Genomic DNA, 17,132 nt, shown 5'->3' on the forward strand with positions numbered 1-17,132 from the left:
GATACAGTCGTCTATGCCCGCCCTCCTCGAAAACGACCACGCGCGCGAACTCGGTGGCGTGGTCGCGCTCGCCGTCCTCCTCGCGGCGTTCACGGACATGGACGCGTCCACCGCCGCGCTCATGGTCGGCCTCCTCGGTGGTGTCACCGCCACGAACTGGCTCATCGACGCCTACGACCTCCCCGGCGAGACCTCGCGGGGCGCGTACGGACTGCTCGTCGTCCTCGCCGCCGCGTTCGTCGCAATCACTACCGTTCCGCGAACTCCCGCCGTGGTCGCGTTCGCCGGCCTGCTCGCCGCGTTCGGCGCGTGGAGCGTCCTCGACGCCTACACCGCCTTCCGATACGAGGACGACGCCGACACCCACGCGTTCCTCCGCGGCGTGGACGACGACGGAACCGAAGTCATGCTCCGCATGCAGACCATGAACGCCATCAATCGGGAACTCAAGAACGCCGACGGCACCCGAACCCCCAGTGAACTCGCGGACGCCCTCGCCCTCACCGAAACTCGCGTCGAACCCGCGCTCTCCTACCTCGCCAGCAAAGGCCACGCCGAACGCGTCGAGGACGGCTACCGCGCCACCCCGCCCCGCTGGGGCCGCCTCCACCCCGTCGTCGCGTTCGCGCGCTGGCTCCCCCGCCGCATCCTCGCGCCAGCCCGCCGACTCCGAGGGTGATTCGACAGCCTTATTTCTATCATCCGGCTACGGTGGAATGCGAAGGCGCGCCGGTATAGCTCAGACTGGTAGAGCGATTCCTTCGTAAGGAATAGGCCAAGGGTTCAAATCCCTTTACCGGCTCTCCTCGGGTTCTCGGTCGTTTTTTATCCGATAGCTGTGAGTCTCCGGGTATGGTTCGAAATCGGTCGCACGCGTTAGCCGGGAGTCTGGTGCTCGCGGTGGGCGTGTTGTTGGCGTTGGCGTTCACGACGGCGGAGGCGTTCTATCCGGGGTACAGCACGTCGTCGCTGACGATTAGCGCTCTCGGGTCGGACACGGGCACGCCGGAGTCGCGGCTGGTGTTCAACGGGGCGATGGTGGTCTCCGGGGGGTTGATGGCGGCCGCGGCGTACTTCCTCCGGGACGTGTACGACTCGATGGTGGTGCCGGCGCTAGCTGGGGTCACCGGCGTGGTCGGGTTCGCGGGCGTGGGGTTGTTCCCGTCGCAGACGGGTGCGCCGCACGCGCTCGCGGCGATGGTGTCGTTCGGCGGGAGCGGTCTCGTCGCGCTCGCCGTCGCCCGCGCGGAGTCGGCGGCGTTCAAGTACGCGTCGGCGGTGCTCGGCGTCGCCATCCTCGTCACGCTCGCGGGGTTCGTCGGCCTCCGGGACGGCACCGCGCTCGGCATCGGCGGACTGGAGCGCTGGGTCGCCTACCTCGGGATTCTCTGGGCGGCGAGCTACGGCGGGTTCCTGCTCGCGCGCGAGTGATCAGTCCACGACGGCCGGGGTCGCTCGGGCCAACTATCCGAGCTACTTCCGTCCCGCCTTGTCTGGCTACACGCCGAGGTGGTCGGCGAGCCGGCCGTACACGTCCGCACAGCTCTCTCCCGGCGTCCGGTGGGCCGCGGTGGTGCCGAGCGTCGTCCAGTCGCCGACGAGAACGAGGCGTTTGCGGGCGCGGGTGAGCGCGACGTTCAGGCGTCGCGGGCCCTCGTCGGGGAGTTCGAGGAACCCGCTCGCATGCGCGTCGTTGCTCCGAACGAAGGAGACGACGACGCCCTCGCGCTCGCCGCCCTGGAAGGAGTCGATGGTGTCCACGGTCACGTCGGAGAACCCGGCGTCCCCGAGTCGCTGGCGGAGCAGTCGAACCTGGCCGGTGTAGGCGGCGATGACGCCCACGTCCGCCGCTCCGAGTCCGTGGTCGCGGAGGCGTTCGACTTCCGTGACGACGGCGTCGGCCTCCGCGGGGTTCGCGTACGAGTTCCCCGCCACGTCCTGGTGTTCCGGCCCGGTCACGTCCACGCCCTCCAGCGCCGGGAGGTCGCCTATCGTCCACGACTCCTCTCGCTCGGTGGTTTCGAGGAGGTCGTCGTAGAACTCCTCGTTCGGGAACGCCGCGATGTCCTCGTGCATCCGGTACTGCTCGCGGAGCGGGACGGCGAGGCCGTCGCCGTAGCGCTCCAGGAGGGACTCGAAGAGCGACGCGTGGGAGTCCGCGTCGGTGTCGTGTTCGCTCGCGCTGTACGGCGGGAGCTGTTTGTGGTCGCCGGCGAGCACGAGTTTACGCGCGCAGTCGAGGACGATGGCGGTCGCGGGCCGGCTCGCCTGCGTCGCCTCGTCCAGGACGCCCACGTCGAAGCGGTTCCGGTCGAACGCCGCGGCCGCGCTCGTCGTCGCCGCGACCACGTCCGCGCCTTCGAGCGGTTCGTTCGCGTACTCCGCCGCGACCACGTCGTTCGCCGTGTTCCCGCCGGCGCGCGCCAGGGAGATGCCGGCGTCGTCCGCGAGCCCGTGCAGCGAGTCGGGGTCGGGGCTGTCGGGCGTGCTGTCCCCGACGAGGAGGTTGTCCACGGCCTGATTCGAGTGCGCGGCGACGAGCACGCGCTGGCCCTGCGTCGCGGCGTACCGAACGTACGCGGTGAGCGTCCGCGTCTTCCCGGTTCCGGGCGGCCCGTGGATGCAGACGGCGTCCTCGGCGGCGTCCGCCCAGACGAGCGCGCGCCGCTGGTAGTCGTTCAAGCTCGGCGTTGGAGTATAGTCCGAGTGCTCGTTCACCGTGAACCCGAGCGGTCGAGTGCCCGCGAGCAGGGCGCGCTTCGCGTCGTCCGCGCCCACGGCGTCGATGGCGTCCAGACGTCGCTGGAACGGCACGGGGTTCAGGAGGCTGGTGAGCCAGGCGTCCGCCTCGTTCAGCGCGCGTTCGAGCGTCTCGTCATCGATTCCGGGGTCGAGCGGACGGAACGTCGCGTGCGGGGTCTCCACCGAGACGAGTTCCACGTCCAGGGGCAGCCACGACGGCCCGCCGCGCGCGTCCAGGAGACACCGATTCCCGGGGAACAGGCCCTCGTCCCGGCGCAACGAGGCGTCGTCGCCGACGTGCTGGAGGACGAACGCGACGTCCCCCATCTCGTCCCGGGTCGTCCCGACGAACGCGAACGGGCCCGCGGCCTCCCCGCGCCGAATCGACTCGCCCAACCCCAGCTCGCAGTACGCGCGTCGCGCCCCCGAGCGCTCCGCGTCCTTCTCCGTCCGCACGAACTCGCGGAGGTCGCCCAGCACCGCGGCCTCGTCCACCGCGTGCGGTTCCGCGGGCGCGAGTTCGCTCGGCGGCCGGTCGTCGTCGGAGAGCCCCGCGTCCGACGGCGTGATGTCGTCGCGCAACCAGAACTGGACGCGGTGCCCGATTTCCGTGCCGGCGGCGTCCGCGCAGTCCACGAACCGCTCCCGGCCGCTGATGCCGAACGACGTGTCGTGCCACCCGACCTGCTCTTTCTCCGGCCGGAACAACACGTACTCGTCAGTCAACACGGGGTCGTCGCCGTCGAACAGCGGAACGACGTACGCGTCCCCGCTCGGCGCGCGAATCCCCAGCGCCTCCATCGCGTTCCGCGCCGCGAGCGCCACGTCTATCGGCCGATACTCCTCCCGGAGCGTGCCCTGGAACAGCGTGGCGTCCGTCACCCGCCACTCGTCGAACGCCGGCGTCACCGCCACCCACCTCCACTACGACTTCCGAACACGGCCCTACTGGGGGATTCGAATTCCTGAACGTTCCGAAACGATGGAGGCGACGAGGCGAAACACGGGCGTCGAGACCGCCCACACCAATCATTCAATATAGCGATATTCAGTTTACGAGTTTGGTGTGGGTCACGTCGTGAGCGAGTAAATCGAGTCGAGGTAGACCTCGCGGACGCGGTCGCCCCAGTTGTGGGTGTACGTGTCGATGATGTCGTCGGCCACGTCGCCGCGGAGGTACTTGACGACGCCGCGGTCGCCGGTGCGGTCGCGGAGATGCGTGGTGAAGAAGTGCCGGAAGTAGTGGGGTGTGACGTTCTCGGTGGCGTCCGCGCCGGGTTCGTACCAGCCGGCGTCGGTCGCGTGCCGCGTAACGACGTTCCGCACCATCTCGGGCGTCAGGCGTTCGCCCCAGGCGTCGCTCGTGCTCACGAACAGGGGGTCTGCGGGCGACGGCGCGTCCGGGCGAATCGCGAGCCAGCGGAGGAGTGCGCGCTTCAGTTCGCCGTCGATGGGCACCAGCGTCACGCGTTTTCGCTTGTTCGACGCCGTGCGCTCCTCGCCGTTCACGGTCGCGCCGCGCACGGTATCCGGGTCGACGAACAGCGTGTCCGTCCGGCCGTCGAGGTGCGCGCGCCCGCCCAGCTCGTAGGCGTCCCCGAGTTCGGGCGCGTCGAGCGTGACGTCGCGGAGGTCGAGGTTGCAGAGCTCTCCCACCCGAACCCCGGTCTTCAGGAGCGTCATCACGAGCGCGCGCTCCAGCGGATGGCGGATATCTGCGACGAACGACCGCATGCGCGGAATCGATATCTCGCGGCGCGCCGGGTCGGTGTCGATGGACTCGTCCATCTCCTCGACCACGAGCGACATCGGGTTCGCCTCCAGTTCCCCGACCTGGGACATGTACGCGTAGAACCGATGGACGTAGGACGCGTACGTCGCGACCGTGCTGTCCGCGCGACCGTCCCGAATCGACGACACCCACGCGAGGCAGTCCCGGCGGTCGGCGTCCGCGGGCGACACCCCGCGCTGGTCGAGAAACGCCGCGTACTCGCCGAGAACGCGCTCGTACGCCGCTCTCGTTCGCTCGCTTTTCCCATGGAACCCCATGTCCTCCAGGAAGTACTCGACGCGCTCGCTCATTCGTCCACCAGCGTGTACCCGCCCTCGCGCGGCCGATACCGAACCGCGCCCTCGTCTTCGAGCGACTGGATCGCGGCCTCGACCTGGTCTTCCACGTCGTCGGTCACCGCCGCGAGCAACTCCTCCCAGTCCAGCGTCCCCTCGGACTCCAGACACGACCGAACGTCCTCTTCCAACCCCGTTTCACCGCCGTTACCCCCAGGGTCTACGCCCCCAGAACCACCCTCCTCGACACCGATATCGATGTTCCGCCGGCCCGCCTGCACCATCGCCCGCACGAACTCGCTCTGCGTCATATCCAACTCCTCGGCGTCCGCGACCCACTCCTCCTTCTGCCACCGCGGCACGTACGCCTTCACCGACGTGCGCTCTGCATTCTCGCTCATACACCACGCCTCACACCCCGCCACCATCAAAGTTCCCACTGCGGTGGATAAATACACTTATCAGCAATAGTGTGCCTGGCTAAGTAGTGAATTGTAGTGCTACTCTGATTGATTCCTGCTTCTAGGCCCCATTTAGATTGATTACTATTGGAGTTGTGTAGTCCCATGTGGATTTCTTACTAACTTGGGTTCGAGAGGCGATTTGATTCACCGATGCGCCGGAGCGGCGTGGTCACCCGGCCCGCGCGCGAGACGCCCGCCCGAGGGAGTCAGTTTCGTCGAAGCAACTTCCTGATTGCGTCCGCCGACTGTCCCTCGGTGGCTGGCGGCGCGCGTTCTCGAAACGCTCGCGAAACGGAAACGTCGAGGACTGGCGATTCGCACAAGACATGATACTGATGGCCCGCGCTATAGTCGTGTCGTCGCCTGTCGTCCATCGAGCGCGAGCTTCGGTGACGGACTGTCCGTGCCGACGAGGCGTACCGAGCGGGTAGCTGGTAAACGAACCCGCTCAGACTGCGCGTGCGCTCGATTGCGCGCCGTCAACTATCCACAGGGTGCATCTGGGGTGTGGGGAGCATCGTATGCACTATCGCGGCGGAACGGCCGTGCCACGATGAGATACCGCGTGGCTTCCGACCGCTGTCCAGAAACGCGCCGCCGTTCGAGTCTCCCACGCCGTCGAACACGCATAGGCGCGCTCGTCTCCTGCGTCGGTCGTCCGGCGTGGTCGCGGCTCCGTACCCACCGTCGGTTCGGTGCTCCCGCATCGATGATCTGTCGCGATTTAGGCCGTTCAGATTCGTTGGATAGAATATGTCGTATTATTGACTTCCGTCCCGTGTCCGATAGGCCCCTCATAAATTGTATGTCGCTATATCTAATCGTGGTGGTCGTGTGGGTGTCGCAGGTATCGAGTGCTCCGGACGGGTACCGAGTGCTTCGGGTGGTTCATAGCAAGGCTTTCCGTCGCTTTCGCGCGATTCGAGGGTGATGGAGGCAGCCGGTGTGACCGACGACCGTATCGAGGAGCTGAGCGAGACGTACCTCGAAGAGGTGACGGAGTGCGTGAGCGCGCTGGACGGCGTGTTCGACGGCACCGAGTCCGGCGTCGAGCGCGTCGAATCCCTGGAGTCGCGGTGCGACGAGACGGGGCGCGCGCTCCGGTCGGCGCTCGGCGCGGCCGCCCCGACGTTCCGCGGCGTCTACCTGCAGGCGGGCGACCTCGCGGAGTTCTACACGCGCACGGACGAGGTCGCGAACCACGCTGAGGCCGTCGCGCTCGACTACCGCGCGACCGGCGCGTACCTCGGGCCCGTCCGCCCGCACCTCCGGGAGATGGTGGCGGACGCGGTGGTGGCGAGCGCGCACCTCGAAACCGCGACCGCCGCCTACCTCGCGGACGGCGAGGACGACACGGTCTCCGAGGCGGTGTCCCGCATCCGGGAACTGGAGCGCGCGTGCGACGACCGCCGGCACGACGCCGTCCGCGTCGCGTTCGAACAGCGGGACGCGGCGGACGCGCTCGTCGTGCGCGAACTCGTGCGGGGCGTCGACGCGGTCGTGGACGCCGTCGAGGACGCCGCCGACCACATCGAGTTCATGGTGTCGCTCTCGCCCTAGGGGAGAATCCCGACCTCCTGGAGCAGGGACTCGGTTCGCGCCACGTCACCGAGCGTGGCGAGCGAGAGCGCGGGCGGGGAGAGCGCGTCCATCGGCGGGAGCGCCGCTATCGGCGCGACGCCGTCGGTGACCGGGTAGGCGAGCGCGTCGGTGGCGACGAACTCCTGGGCCTCGGCGCTGAGGAGGTGGCGGACGAACTCGCGTGCGAGCGTCGCGGCGCTGCTCGCGCGGAGGACGGCGGCGGCGGTGGCGTTGACGAGCGCGCCCGCGTCACCCTCGGTGAACGCGAGGCCGAGGTCGGGCGCGTCCTCGCCGGCGCGAACACGGAGCACGTCCTGGTGGGAGGCGAGCGCGAGCGACGCGTCTCCGTGCGCGACGGCGTTCACGGCGAAGAACTCGCCGTCCACGGTCTCGGTGTCGGCGGCGAGCACGGAACGCAACCACTCGCGGGCGGTGTCCCGGCCGGCGAGCGCGCGGAGCGCGGTGACGAACGTCCGGAAGCCGTAGGAGCGCGGCGCCCACGCAATCGACCCCGGGACGTCGTCCGGGAGCGCGTGGACGCTCGTCGGCATCGCGTCCGCGTCGAACGCCGCGGCGTCGTAGGCGAGCGCGCGGGAGTGCGCGCCGACGCCCACCCAGGTGTCGGTCGGACGGAACCGCCGGGGGACGCGCGCCGTCACGTCGTCCGGGAGCGGCGCGGTGAGGTCGTCGTCCGCGAGCGTGTCCACGGCGGCGGCGTCCGTCGCCAGCAGGACGTCCGCGCGGACGTTCCCGGCCTCCGCCTGCTCGCGGAGCGCGGCGACGAGCACCTCCGCGGGTTCGACGCGGAGCGTCGGGTCGAACCCGGGGTACGTGCGCTCGAAGAGGCCGACGAGGCGTTCGTAGCGCTCGCTCGCGCTCCCCGCGACGTAGACGGTGAGGCGGCCGTCGAGTTCGGGGAGGTCGGCGATGCGCGGCCCGTCCGGTACGGGGCGTTCGCCCACGAGACCGGTGTCGCCGCGGAAGTCGTCGAGCGTCGGTTTCGGGGTGTCGTCGCCGTCGCTGAGCACGGTCGCACAGCCGGCGAGCGACCCGAGGAGGGCGGTGCCGCCGGCGAGGACGCCGCGGCGCGTGTGGAACGACCGCTCGGTCATCGTCCCCCACCTGTTTGCCCCGACAGTATCAGCCTACTGTTTTCCGCGTCACCCAAACCGTGAAGGCGTTCGCTCGCGCTCGCCCGAGTATGGACAGGGTAGCCGTAATCGGTGCGTCGATGACGCGGTTCGGCGAGCGCGACGACTGGGTGCGCGACCTGCTCGCGGAGGCCGGGGACGCCTGCCTCCGGGACGCGGGCGTACCGTCGGACGCGGTCAAACACGTCTACGTCTCGAACATGGCGAGCGGCGAGTTCGAGGGGCAGACGGGCGTCTCGAACATGCTCGCGCACGACCTCGGCATGGTCGGCGCGTACACCCAGCGCGTCGACCAGACGAGCGCGTCCGGCGGCGCGGGAATCTACGCCGCCTGGCAGTCCGTCGCGTCCGGCGCGAGCGACATGACGTTGCTCGTCGGCGGCGAGAAGATGACGCACCGAACCACGGGGGAGGCGACCGACGTCATCGCGAGCCTCACGCATCCCGTGGAGTACAAGCACGGCGTCACGCTCCCGAGCTTCGCGGGCCTCACGGCCCGGCTCTACCTCGACGAGTACGACGCGCCCCGGGAGTCGCTCGCGGCGGTCGCGGCGAAGAACCACCGGAACGGCGTGGACAACCCCCACGCCCAGTTCCGCAAGGAGGTCAGCGAACAGGAGATTCTGGACTCCCCAATCGTCGCCGACCCACTCCGGCTGTACGACTTCTGCCCCATCACGGACGGGTCGGCCGCCCTCCTGTTCTGTCCGGAGTCCGTCGCGCGCGAGTACACGGACGACTACACCGTCGTCTCCGGGGTCGCGGGCGCGAGCGACACGCACGTCGTCCACGAGCGCGACGACCCGACCACGATGAAGGGCGTCGCGGACTCCGCGGACGCCGCGTTCGAGATGGCGGGTCGGAGGCCCGACGACGTGGACGTGGCGGAACTTCACGACATGTTCACCATCCTCGAAGTCCTCCAGCTCGAAGCCCTCGGGTTCGCGGAGGAGGGCGAGGGCTGGCGGCTCGCCCCCGACGGCGTCACCGAACGCGACGGCCGCCTCCCCGTCAACACTTCGGGCGGCCTGAAGTCGAAGGGCCACCCGCTCGGCGCGAGCGGCGTCGCACAGGCCTACGAACTCCACCGGCAACTCACCGACGACGCGGGCGACCGCCAGGTCGATGCGGCGGTCGGCCTCGCCTGCAACGTCGGCGGGTTCGGGAACTGCGTCACCACCACCATCCTCGAAACGCCATGAACGCCCATCGCTGTCCGAACGACCACCTCACGTATCCCGGTCACGCCCGCTGTCCCGACTGCGGCGAACCACAGGAAGACACCGTCTCGCTCGCCGACCGCACGGCTGAGGTCGTCACGTGGACGACGAGCACCGCCACCCCGCCGGGCGTCCGCCAGCCCAACCACCTCGCCGTCGTCGAGTTCGACGTGGACGGCCAACCGGTGCGTGCGCTCGGCCAACTCACCACCGACGACATCGAAATCGGCGACACCGTCACACCCGTGCACGTCGAGGAACTCCGCGACCCCGACGCCGGCATCCGCGAACCCGAGAGCCAGAACTGGGACGGCTACCGGTTCGAACCCGCGTAGGAGGGGGCGGCCGGCCGTTCCGAAAATAGCCGTTACCCGAACACTTTCACTGACTGACCAGATAGTCAGTATCATGTCTCATACGACAGCGAGCCTCGACGGGGAGGTCGCGATAGTCACCGGCGCGTCCTCGGGAATCGGTGAAGCGACGGCGAACGCGCTCGCCGACGCGGGCGCGAGCGTCGTACTGGCGGCGCGCCGCGAAGACGAACTGAACGCGGTCGCGGCCGACATCGAGGACGACGGCGGCGACGCGCTCGTCGTCCCGACCGACGTCACGGCCGAGGACGCAATCCAGAACCTCATCGACACGACGACCGCCGAGTACGGCGGACTCGACATTCTCGTGAACAACGCTGGCGTGATGCGTCTCGGCCCCGCACAGGTCGTCGACACCGACGAGTGGCGGCAGATGATCGAGGTTAACCTCCTCGGACTGATGTCGCTCACGCACGCCGCGCTCCCGGCGCTCACCGACGGGGCCGGGCACGTCGTCAACATCTCGTCAGTCGCCGGTATCGAAGCGATGCCGGGTGGAACCGGCTACAACGCTAGCAAGTTCGGCGTGAACGGATTCACGGACGCGCTCCGCCAGGAGGTCAACGACGACGACGTCCGCGTGACCCTCGTCGAACCCGGACTGGTCGACACCGAACTCAGCGACGAGATGCCGCCCGAACCCGAACCGCTCGACCCCGCAGACATCGCGCACTCCATCCGCCACGCCGTCACCCTCCCGCAGAACGTCAGCATCAACGAACTCCTCATCCGACCGACCGGCCAGGACTGAACGCCACAGCCTACAGGCGGACGGGCACGCCGTGCTCGTCGAGGTACTCCTTGACTTCGTCCACGCCGTACTCGTCGAAGTGGAAGATGGAGGCGGCCAACGCAGCGTCCGCGCCCGCGTCGAACGCGTCCTTCATGTGCTGGGGGCCGCCGCAGCCGGACGAGGCGATGACGGGCGTCGACACCGAATCGCAGACGGCGCTCGTGAGCGGGAGGTCGTAGCCGTCCTTGGTGCCGTCGGCGTCGATGGAGTTCACGAACAGTTCGCCCGCGCCGCGGTCTTCGGCCTCCTGCACCCACTCCACCACGTCCCGGCCGGTGCCCTCGCGACCGCCCTTCACCGTGGCTTCGAACCAGCAGGACTCGCCGTCCACCTGCTCGTAGTGCTCGCCGTCTTCGTCGAAGCGACGTTTGGCGTCCACGCTGACGACCATGCACTGACTGCCGAACGCGCGCGCGCCCTCCGTGATGAGTTCGGGGCGCTGGATGGCGGCGGTGTTGATTGAGACCTTGTCCGCGCCGGCGCGAAGCGTCTCCTTCACGTCCTCCCTGGTGCGGATGCCGCCGCCGACGGTGAGCGGGATGAAGATTTCGTCCGCGACCCGGGAGACGGTGTCGAGCATCGTCTCTCTCCCCTCCGCGCTCGCGGTGATGTCGAGGAAGACGAACTCGTCCGCGCCCGCCTCGTTGTACTTCTTCGCGAGCTCGACGGGGTCGCCCGTGTACTGGAGGTCTTCGAACTGAACGCCCGTGTAGACCGCCGCGTCCCCGCTCTCATCGAGATCCACGTCGATGCACGGGATGACGCGTTTCGTCAACATACCCGTTCGTTCACTCGGACGGCGTTTCACGGTTTCGCCTCGATACGTCACGCTGATAGTGGAACCCGGCCTACGTCGAGTATGACGTTTCTCGTCGCCTACGACGACTCGGAACTCTCGCGAACCGCGCTCGACCGCGCCGTGGAGTTCGCGGGGGAGCGGGAGGTCGTCGCCGTCACCGCGATACCGCGCAGTCCGGCCTACGCCCGCGCGAACGACTGGCTCGACGCCGACGAAGCGTTCGACATGGACGCAATCGAGGAACGACTCCGCGACCGCGTCCACGAACGCCAGCCGGACGTGTCGTTCGAACCGGTTCGGTTGGAGTCCGCGCCGCCGCTCGCGACCATCGGTCTCGCGGTGCGGAAGGCCGCCCGCCGGTTCGACGCCGACGTCGTGTTCGTCGGCAGTCGGAGCGCGGGTCGTCTCGTCACGAACCTCGTGAGCGTCGGGCAGAACGTCGCGACCGACGCGGGCTACGACGTGCACATCGTCCGGCATCCGTCATAGCGAAGTACGCGGCCGCAGAACCCCCGGGTATGAGTGACACCACCGATACCGACGAACCAGCCGACGAACAGGACGGGGCGTCCCGTCACGACTCCCGCGTCACGTCGCCGATGCAGGCGTACGGCGGGCGCGCCGTCCTCACCGGTTTTCTCGTTCTCCTCCTCGGGCTCGCCGTCGTCGTCGCCCCCGCCCTCCTAGTCTAGTTCGGCGGCGAGCGTGTCGCGGGCGTCCGCGACCGCTTCGAACTCGTACGCGAGTTCGGTTCCGTTCACGTCGAGCGAGAGCGCGCCCGACCCGTCGCTGTGTCCGAGTTCGACCGCATCCACGCGGGTGCGGACGGCGTCGGGGTCGGTGGTTTCGACGACGGCGCGGCCCGGCGCTTCCGAGAACAGTTCGGGGAGACCGGGGACGCTCGCGTCGAGGCCGGCGTCCGCGGTGAGCATCTCGGCGAGCGTGACGGCGAGGCCGCCGTCGCTCACGTCGTGCACCGCGAGCGTGGAGTCGAGGTCTGCCACGGAGGCGAGGCCGGCGACGCGGTCGGCCGGGTCGTCGGGGAGCGCGGGGAAGCGGTCGCTTCCGTCGAACTGCGCGAGGTACTCGCTCCCGCCGAGACCGCTCGCGTGCCCGCCGACGAGCAACAGCGTTCCCTCGCCGCTGAGACCGGTGCCGGGCGCGTCGTAGCCCGATTTCGTGCCGAGCATCGCGAGCGTCGGCGTCGGCGGAATCGGCCCCGTCGCGGAATCGTTGTAGAGGCTGACGTTCCCGCCGACGACGGGGACGGAGAGGTCGCGACAGCCGTCCGCGAGGCCCTCGACGATGTTCGTGAACCCGCCGTACACGCCGGGTTTCTCGGGGTTCCCGCCGTTGAGGCAGTCCACGGCCGCGAGCGGGGTCGCGCCGACCGCGGCGAGATTGGTGGCGTTTTCGACGGCGGTGGCGTACGCGCCCTCGTAGGGCGCGGCGCTCGTCCAGTTCGGGTTCGCGCCCGCGGACAGCGCGACGCCCTGTTCGGCGCGCCGCACCGCGAGCAGTGCGGCGTCGTCGCCGGGGCGGACGCTCGTGCGCGCGCCGACCTCGTGGTCGTACTGGCGGTACACCCAGCGTTTGGAGGCCGTGTTCGGACTCGCCAGCACGGCGTCGAACGCGGACGCGACGCTCGTATCAGGAATGGAAACGGTCGGTTCGGGCGGCGCTTCCGTCGGGAGGTCGTTGAGCGGCGCGCCGTCCGCGAGGTACTCCGCGGGCGCGTCCACGACGGTTTCCCCTTCGAACTCGCAGACGAAGTTCCCGGAGTCGGTCACGTCCCCGATGACGGAACAGCCGAGGTCGTACTTGTCGGCGATGTCGCGGACTGCGTCGACGTTCTCCGGTGCGACCTCGTAACACATCCGCTCCTGGGACTCCGCGAGCAGGATTTCGGTCGCGTTCATGTTCGGCTCGCGCTGGTGGACGTCTTCGAGCGCGATGACGCAGCCGAGACCGCCCTTCGCGACCATCTCGCAGGACGCGCCGCCGAGTCCGGCCGCGCCGAGGTCGCGCGCGGACTCCACGAGGTTCGCGGAGACGAGGTCTTCGCTCGCCTCGATGAGGAGCTTTTCAGTGTAGGGGTCGCCGACCTGCACCGCGGGCCGGTCTTCGGTTTCGGCGTCCTCCGCGAGGTCTTCGCTCGCGAAACTCGCGCCGCCCAATCCGTCCCGGCCAGTGCTGTTCCCGACGAGCACGAGTTTGTTCCCGGGTTCCTGGGCCGTCGCGGTGACGAGGCGGTCGGCGTCGAGCAGTCCGACGCACGCGACGTTCACGAGCGGGTTCCCCTCGTAGTCGCCGTGGAACTGCGTGCTCCCGCCGACGGTCGGGACGCCGATGGCGTTCCCGTAGTCGCTGATGCCTTCGACGACGCCGTCGAGGAGGTACTGGGAGTGTTCGGCGTCGAAGTCCCCGAAGTAGAGCGAGTCCGCGAGCGCGATGGGGTACGCGCCCATCGAGAGCGTGTCGCGGACGATGCCGCCGACGCCGGTCGCCGCGCCGTCGTAGGGGTCGACGTAGCTCGGGTGGTTGTGGGACTCCACGCCGAACGTCAGGTAGGTGTCCTCGTCCAGCGCGACGACGGCGGCGTCGTCACCGGGGCCGACGACGACGCGGTCGCCCTCGCTCTCGAACGCGGAGAGGAGCATGCGCGAGGAGCGGTACGCGCAGTGTTCGCTCCAGAGGTTCTCGAAGAGCGCGGCCTCGGTCGTCGTGGGGTCGCGGCCGAGTTCCGCTTCCACGAGTTCGCGGTCCGAATCGGCGAGACTCATTCAACTACGTGTACCGACACCCGCCATTAATGCGTTTCCATGTGCACGTTCGTGCACCTAGAGTTCGACGCGGTGGGAGGTCACGCCCCGCAACTGCGAGTAGGCCTCCGACTGCATCACGCCCGACGCGACCACGTACACGCCGGTCGCGCCCGCGTCCCCCGTCGCGCGGGTGAGCGTCGAAACGAGCCGGTAGAGCCGCTCGGCGTCCGCGTACATGTAGAGCGTGCTGAGGTTGTCGAACACCACCCAGCCGCCCTCTCGGACGTACTGGAGGGCGTTCGAGTACTGGATGCTCAACCCCGTGAGGTCGCTCGGACTCACGCGCTCGGACACCCAGAGCGGGCCGTCGTAGCTCACGGACGACCCCGTGACGGGGATGACGCCGACCCGGGAGGGGTCGACGCCGCGCTCCCGGAGGTCGCGTTCCGTCCGCGTCGGCGACGCGCTCGTCCGCACCAGCAGGAGGTTGTCGAACGCGCGCTCGGGGAGCGCGTCCAGCACCGACCTGTGCGGCGGCGCTTCCGCGAGCACCTGCGTCCCCGCCGGAAGGTCGTTCAACTGCCCCGTCGCGCTCTCAGGCATCCTCGAACCCCCCGGTGTCCGCGCTCGCGTCCTCGGCGACCGTGCGGTCGCGCGTCGTCTCCACGAAGTCCCGCGCGAAGTACGCCGCCGCCGCGACGATACAGGCGCTCGCCGCGACGTAGAACACGTACGAGACGAGCACGACGAGTCGCGACTCCACGAGGTCGAAGTCGTACGCGAAGTTCGCGCTCGCCCCGGCGCTCAACAGGCCGAGCGTCACGGCGAACAACAGCACGCCCTCCCGGTAGAGCACGGCGTCCGCCCGCCGCACGAGCACGTTCACCACCACGAGCATACAGGCGAACAGAACGCACGTCTGCGCCGCGAACACCGCGAGCGCCGCGGACTCGACGCTCACGGCGCGACACCCCGCGTCATCCGGTTCAGCCGCACCGTCGCCACCACCATCGCCGCGACGCTCACCGTCCAGAACGCCGACGACACCACGAGGTACCACGCGCCCGGGAGCGGGAGCTGGGCCGCCATCGTCGTCCCGAGGAACCCGACGATAGCGACCGTGATGGGTTGCAGGACGCCGCCCCACGTCGTCCCCGCGTACCCCCGCGCGGCGATACCCATCACGACCACCGCGACCGTCAACAGCGTGCTCTGCGCGACGATGAGCGCGTCGAGCACCACGTCCATCGTGCTCACGGCTCCAGTCCCTCCCGTCGGTCTCGCATCGTCCGACGCCACACGTTCGCGCTACCTAACGTCTTCGCCCGTACCGGGGGGCTTTTGCCGGCGGCCCGCGAACGCCGATTCGTGCTGTCCGTCGAACTGCACTCGCACTCCGCGCTCTCCTACGACGGCCGCGACCCCGTCGAGATGCTCCTGGAGCAGGCGCGCGCGGTCGGCCTGGACGCGCTCGCGGTCACCGACCACGACGAGATAGACGCGAGCCTCGACGCCGCCGAGAAAGCCGGCGAGTACGGCCTCGTGGGGATTCCAGGGATGGAGGTCACGTCCGCCGCGGGGCACGTGCTCGCCATCGGCGTCCGCGAGGCCGTGCCGACCGGCCTGCCGTTCGACGAGACACTGAGCGAAATCCGCGCCCGCGGCGGCATCGCGGTCGTCCCGCACCCGTTCCAGGAGTCCCGGAGCGGCGTCGCGGCGAACGTCTCGCGGCGCGACCTCGCGTCCGCGGACGCCATCGAAATCTACAACTCCAGGCTCCTCACCGGCCGCGCGAACCGGCAGGCCGAGCGGTTCGCGGAGGAACACGACCTCCCGATGACCGCGGGGAGCGACGCCCACATCGCGGAGATGGTGGGGCAGGCCGTCACGCGCGTCGATACCGACGAGCGCTCGCTCGACGCGATTCTGGACGCCATCCGCGACGGCCGTACCTCCGTGGAGGGGACGCGAACGCCGTGGCGCGTGAGCTTCCGACAGGCCGCCGGGGGCGCGAAACGCCGCGTGAAAAACCGGCTCCGAGAGTTCTTCTGATGCTCCCCCAGTCCGTCCTCGACGCCGTCGCGTCCGGCGACCCGCTCCCCGGAACCACGGGGTTCGCGGGCGAACTCCCGGACGGACGGCTCGCGCGCGACGTGCTCGGCCGCGAACTCCTCTACACCGATTCCGGGGACTGGAGCCACACCCCCAGCGACCTCGACCAGCCCACCCCCTTCCCGGCGGGCCACGTCGGCACGCCCGACGACCACGAGCGCGTCTGGCGGCTCCCCGACTCCACCACCGACGGCGGCCTCGACGCCCTCGAATCGGCGCTCGACACCGCCCTCGACGACGCAAGCGCCGGCGACGGGGACGCGGCGGTCGCGTTCTCGGGCGGCGTGGACTCGGCGCTCGTCGCGGACGCGGTGGACGCGCCCCTGCACGTCGTCGGCTTCCCCGACAGCGCCGACATCGCGGCGGCGCGGGAGTCCGCGAGCCTCCTCGGACGCGACGTGACCGTCCACGAACTCGCCATCGACGACGTGGAGGACGCGGTTCCCGGCGTGGCGCGCGCCATCGGCCGGACGAACGCGATGGACGTCTCCATCGCGCTCCCCCTGTTCTTCGTCGCGGAGCGCGCGAACGCCGACCGCCTCCTGCTCGGACAGGGCGCGGACGAACTGTTCGGCGGGTACGCGAAGGTCGAGAAGGCCGAGACCGACCCCCGCACCGACGCCGACACCGTCCGCGGCGCGCGCGACGAGGTCGTGAGAACGCTCCCCGACCAGCTCGAACGCGACGTTCGCGCGGTGCGCGCGACCGGGACGGAGCCCGTGACGCCGCTCCTGCACGATGCCGTCGTCCGCGAGGCGCTCCGGCTCTCCGACGACCTGCTCGTCGCGGACGGCACGCGGAAGCGCGCGCTCCGCGAACTCGCCGCCGACCGCCTCCCCGACCCGGTGGCGTACCGCGAGAAGAAGGCCGTGCAGTACGGCAGTCTCGTCGCGCGCGAACTCGACCGGCTCGCCCGCCAGGCCGGGTTCAAGCGCCGGATGGACGACCACGTCACGAAGTACGTCGAATCCGTCGTCTAGCCCGCGAGCGAACGATTCGCGGCGTCGGGTGTGAGTGAGTACCAATCTGTTTTGGCAGAAACGCTATCCCGGAGTAGCGGAAAT

The 17,132-nt window shown here is 69.5% G+C and carries 19 protein-coding genes and 1 tRNA gene; 11 read left to right on the forward strand and 9 right to left on the reverse strand.

The annotated features are described in order from the left end of the window. The first annotated feature begins 13 nt into the window (after positions 1-13). From LI334_RS06695 to LI334_RS06705, 3 genes are all read left to right on the forward strand, one after another. Positions 14-679 carry a hypothetical protein gene (locus tag LI334_RS06695; protein ID WP_227259620.1) on the forward strand — a complete coding sequence of 222 codons (666 nt, stop codon included), beginning with the start codon at positions 14-16 and terminating at the stop codon, positions 677-679. A 49-nt stretch (positions 680-728) separates the two neighbouring features. Further along, positions 729-802 (forward strand) — tRNA-Thr (locus LI334_RS06700). Between the two features lie 50 nt (positions 803-852). Then, positions 853-1,431 carry a DUF998 domain-containing protein gene (locus LI334_RS06705; RefSeq protein ID WP_227259621.1) on the forward strand — a complete coding sequence of 193 codons (579 nt, stop codon included), beginning with the start codon at positions 853-855 and terminating at the stop codon, positions 1,429-1,431. 66 nt (positions 1,432-1,497) lie between these two features. On the opposite strand, the gene LI334_RS06710 is transcribed toward LI334_RS06705, so the two are convergent. The 3 genes from LI334_RS06710 to LI334_RS06720 form a co-directional block, all read right to left on the reverse strand. Beyond that, positions 1,498-3,651, reverse strand: coding sequence for an AAA domain-containing protein (locus tag LI334_RS06710; protein ID WP_227259622.1), 2,154 nt, complete (start codon positions 3,649-3,651; stop codon positions 1,498-1,500). A gap of 162 nt (positions 3,652-3,813) precedes the next feature. After that, a complete protein-coding gene (locus LI334_RS06715; RefSeq protein ID WP_227259623.1) occupies positions 3,814-4,824 on the reverse strand; it encodes a tyrosine-type recombinase/integrase in 1,011 nt (336 codons plus the stop codon). Continuing rightward, entirely contained in the window at positions 4,821-5,210 is a 390-nt protein-coding gene (locus LI334_RS06720; RefSeq protein ID WP_227259624.1) for a DUF5805 domain-containing protein, read from the reverse strand. Before LI334_RS06720 ends, LI334_RS06715 begins: the two co-directional genes overlap by 4 nt. 993 nt (positions 5,211-6,203) lie before the next feature. On the opposite strand from LI334_RS06720, the gene LI334_RS06725 reads away from it, so the two are divergent. Continuing rightward, positions 6,204-6,833 carry a DUF47 domain-containing protein gene (locus LI334_RS06725; protein ID WP_227259625.1) on the forward strand — a complete coding sequence of 210 codons (630 nt, stop codon included), beginning with the start codon at positions 6,204-6,206 and terminating at the stop codon, positions 6,831-6,833. On the opposite strand, the gene LI334_RS06730 is transcribed toward LI334_RS06725, so the two are convergent. Then, complete coding sequence (locus LI334_RS06730; protein WP_227259626.1) at positions 6,830-7,966, reverse strand: extracellular solute-binding protein; 1,137 nt, start codon at positions 7,964-7,966, stop codon at positions 6,830-6,832. The two genes, LI334_RS06725 and LI334_RS06730, sit on opposite strands and share 4 nt — an antisense overlap. Before the next feature lie 89 nt (positions 7,967-8,055). Between LI334_RS06730 and LI334_RS06735 the strand changes: the two genes are divergently transcribed. From LI334_RS06735 to LI334_RS06745, 3 genes are all read left to right on the forward strand, one after another. After that, entirely contained in the window at positions 8,056-9,207 is a 1,152-nt protein-coding gene (locus tag LI334_RS06735; RefSeq protein WP_227259627.1) for a thiolase family protein, read from the forward strand. Beyond that, on the forward strand, positions 9,204-9,560 hold the full coding sequence (locus LI334_RS06740) for a Zn-ribbon domain-containing OB-fold protein (protein WP_227259628.1): 357 nt from the start codon (positions 9,204-9,206) through the stop codon (positions 9,558-9,560). Before LI334_RS06735 ends, LI334_RS06740 begins: the two co-directional genes overlap by 4 nt. A 73-nt stretch (positions 9,561-9,633) precedes the next feature. Then, positions 9,634-10,350: an SDR family oxidoreductase gene (locus LI334_RS06745; RefSeq protein ID WP_227259629.1), complete on the forward strand. Its 717-nt coding sequence runs from the start codon at positions 9,634-9,636 to the stop codon at positions 10,348-10,350. 10 nt (positions 10,351-10,360) lie between these two features. On the opposite strand, the gene hisF is transcribed toward LI334_RS06745, so the two are convergent. Next, positions 10,361-11,170 (reverse strand): imidazole glycerol phosphate synthase subunit HisF, encoded by an 810-nt coding sequence (hisF, locus tag LI334_RS06750; RefSeq protein WP_227259630.1) that lies wholly within the window; start codon positions 11,168-11,170, stop codon positions 10,361-10,363. A gap of 81 nt (positions 11,171-11,251) precedes the next feature. Between hisF and LI334_RS06755 the strand changes: the two genes are divergently transcribed. Together LI334_RS06755 and LI334_RS06760 are read left to right on the forward strand one after the other, a co-directional pair. After that, on the forward strand, positions 11,252-11,680 hold the full coding sequence (locus LI334_RS06755) for a universal stress protein (RefSeq protein ID WP_227259631.1): 429 nt from the start codon (positions 11,252-11,254) through the stop codon (positions 11,678-11,680). A gap of 29 nt (positions 11,681-11,709) precedes the next feature. After that, positions 11,710-11,883, forward strand: coding sequence for a DUF7550 family protein (locus LI334_RS06760; protein WP_227259632.1), 174 nt, complete (start codon positions 11,710-11,712; stop codon positions 11,881-11,883). Here LI334_RS06760 and purL read toward each other — a convergent pair. Genes purL through LI334_RS06780 form a run of 4 tightly spaced genes read right to left on the reverse strand, consistent with a single transcriptional unit; the run spans position 11,875 to position 15,213 of the window. Further along, positions 11,875-13,974, reverse strand: coding sequence for a phosphoribosylformylglycinamidine synthase subunit PurL (gene purL, locus LI334_RS06765; RefSeq protein WP_227259633.1), 2,100 nt, complete (start codon positions 13,972-13,974; stop codon positions 11,875-11,877). The genes LI334_RS06760 and purL overlap by 9 nt on opposite strands. 57 nt (positions 13,975-14,031) lie before the next feature. Beyond that, entirely contained in the window at positions 14,032-14,559 is a 528-nt protein-coding gene (locus LI334_RS06770) for a DUF7504 family protein (RefSeq protein WP_227259634.1), read from the reverse strand. Beyond that, positions 14,552-14,917: a hypothetical protein gene (locus LI334_RS06775; protein WP_227259635.1), complete on the reverse strand. Its 366-nt coding sequence runs from the start codon at positions 14,915-14,917 to the stop codon at positions 14,552-14,554. The genes LI334_RS06770 and LI334_RS06775 overlap by 8 nt, the downstream gene beginning before the upstream one ends. Next, positions 14,914-15,213, reverse strand: coding sequence for a hypothetical protein (locus LI334_RS06780; RefSeq protein WP_227259636.1), 300 nt, complete (start codon positions 15,211-15,213; stop codon positions 14,914-14,916). Before LI334_RS06780 ends, LI334_RS06775 begins: the two co-directional genes overlap by 4 nt. Positions 15,214-15,324: 111 nt before the next feature. Between LI334_RS06780 and LI334_RS06785 the strand changes: the two genes are divergently transcribed. Both LI334_RS06785 and LI334_RS06790 read left to right on the forward strand, forming a co-directional pair. Next, positions 15,325-16,008 (forward strand): PHP domain-containing protein, encoded by a 684-nt coding sequence (locus tag LI334_RS06785; RefSeq protein ID WP_227259637.1) that lies wholly within the window; start codon positions 15,325-15,327, stop codon positions 16,006-16,008. Further along, positions 16,008-17,048 (forward strand): asparagine synthase C-terminal domain-containing protein, encoded by a 1,041-nt coding sequence (locus LI334_RS06790; RefSeq protein ID WP_227259638.1) that lies wholly within the window; start codon positions 16,008-16,010, stop codon positions 17,046-17,048. The genes LI334_RS06785 and LI334_RS06790 overlap by 1 nt, the downstream gene beginning before the upstream one ends. The last annotated feature ends 84 nt before the right edge of the window (positions 17,049-17,132 follow it).

This window comes from Salarchaeum japonicum (assembly GCF_020614395.1).
GTDB classification, from domain to species: domain Archaea; phylum Halobacteriota; class Halobacteria; order Halobacteriales; family Halobacteriaceae; genus Salarchaeum; species Salarchaeum japonicum.

Coding starts and splice junctions, on each gene's coding strand:
- LI334_RS06695 (WP_227259620.1), top strand. CDS start 14: ATGCCCGCCCTCCTCGAAAACGACCACGCGCGCGAACTCGGTGGCGTG.
- LI334_RS06705 (WP_227259621.1), top strand. CDS start 853: ATGGTTCGAAATCGGTCGCACGCGTTAGCCGGGAGTCTGGTGCTCGCG.
- LI334_RS06715 (WP_227259623.1), bottom strand. CDS start 4,824: ATGAGCGAGCGCGTCGAGTACTTCCTGGAGGACATGGGGTTCCATGGG.
- LI334_RS06720 (WP_227259624.1), bottom strand. CDS start 5,210: ATGAGCGAGAATGCAGAGCGCACGTCGGTGAAGGCGTACGTGCCGCGG.
- LI334_RS06725 (WP_227259625.1), top strand. CDS start 6,204: ATGGAGGCAGCCGGTGTGACCGACGACCGTATCGAGGAGCTGAGCGAG.
- LI334_RS06730 (WP_227259626.1), bottom strand. CDS start 7,966: ATGACCGAGCGGTCGTTCCACACGCGCCGCGGCGTCCTCGCCGGCGGC.
- LI334_RS06735 (WP_227259627.1), top strand. CDS start 8,056: ATGGACAGGGTAGCCGTAATCGGTGCGTCGATGACGCGGTTCGGCGAG.
- LI334_RS06740 (WP_227259628.1), top strand. CDS start 9,204: ATGAACGCCCATCGCTGTCCGAACGACCACCTCACGTATCCCGGTCAC.
- LI334_RS06745 (WP_227259629.1), top strand. CDS start 9,634: ATGTCTCATACGACAGCGAGCCTCGACGGGGAGGTCGCGATAGTCACC.
- hisF (WP_227259630.1), bottom strand. CDS start 11,170: ATGTTGACGAAACGCGTCATCCCGTGCATCGACGTGGATCTCGATGAG.
- LI334_RS06755 (WP_227259631.1), top strand. CDS start 11,252: ATGACGTTTCTCGTCGCCTACGACGACTCGGAACTCTCGCGAACCGCG.
- LI334_RS06760 (WP_227259632.1), top strand. CDS start 11,710: ATGAGTGACACCACCGATACCGACGAACCAGCCGACGAACAGGACGGG.
- purL (WP_227259633.1), bottom strand. CDS start 13,974: ATGAGTCTCGCCGATTCGGACCGCGAACTCGTGGAAGCGGAACTCGGC.
- LI334_RS06770 (WP_227259634.1), bottom strand. CDS start 14,559: ATGCCTGAGAGCGCGACGGGGCAGTTGAACGACCTTCCGGCGGGGACG.
- LI334_RS06790 (WP_227259638.1), top strand. CDS start 16,008: ATGCTCCCCCAGTCCGTCCTCGACGCCGTCGCGTCCGGCGACCCGCTC.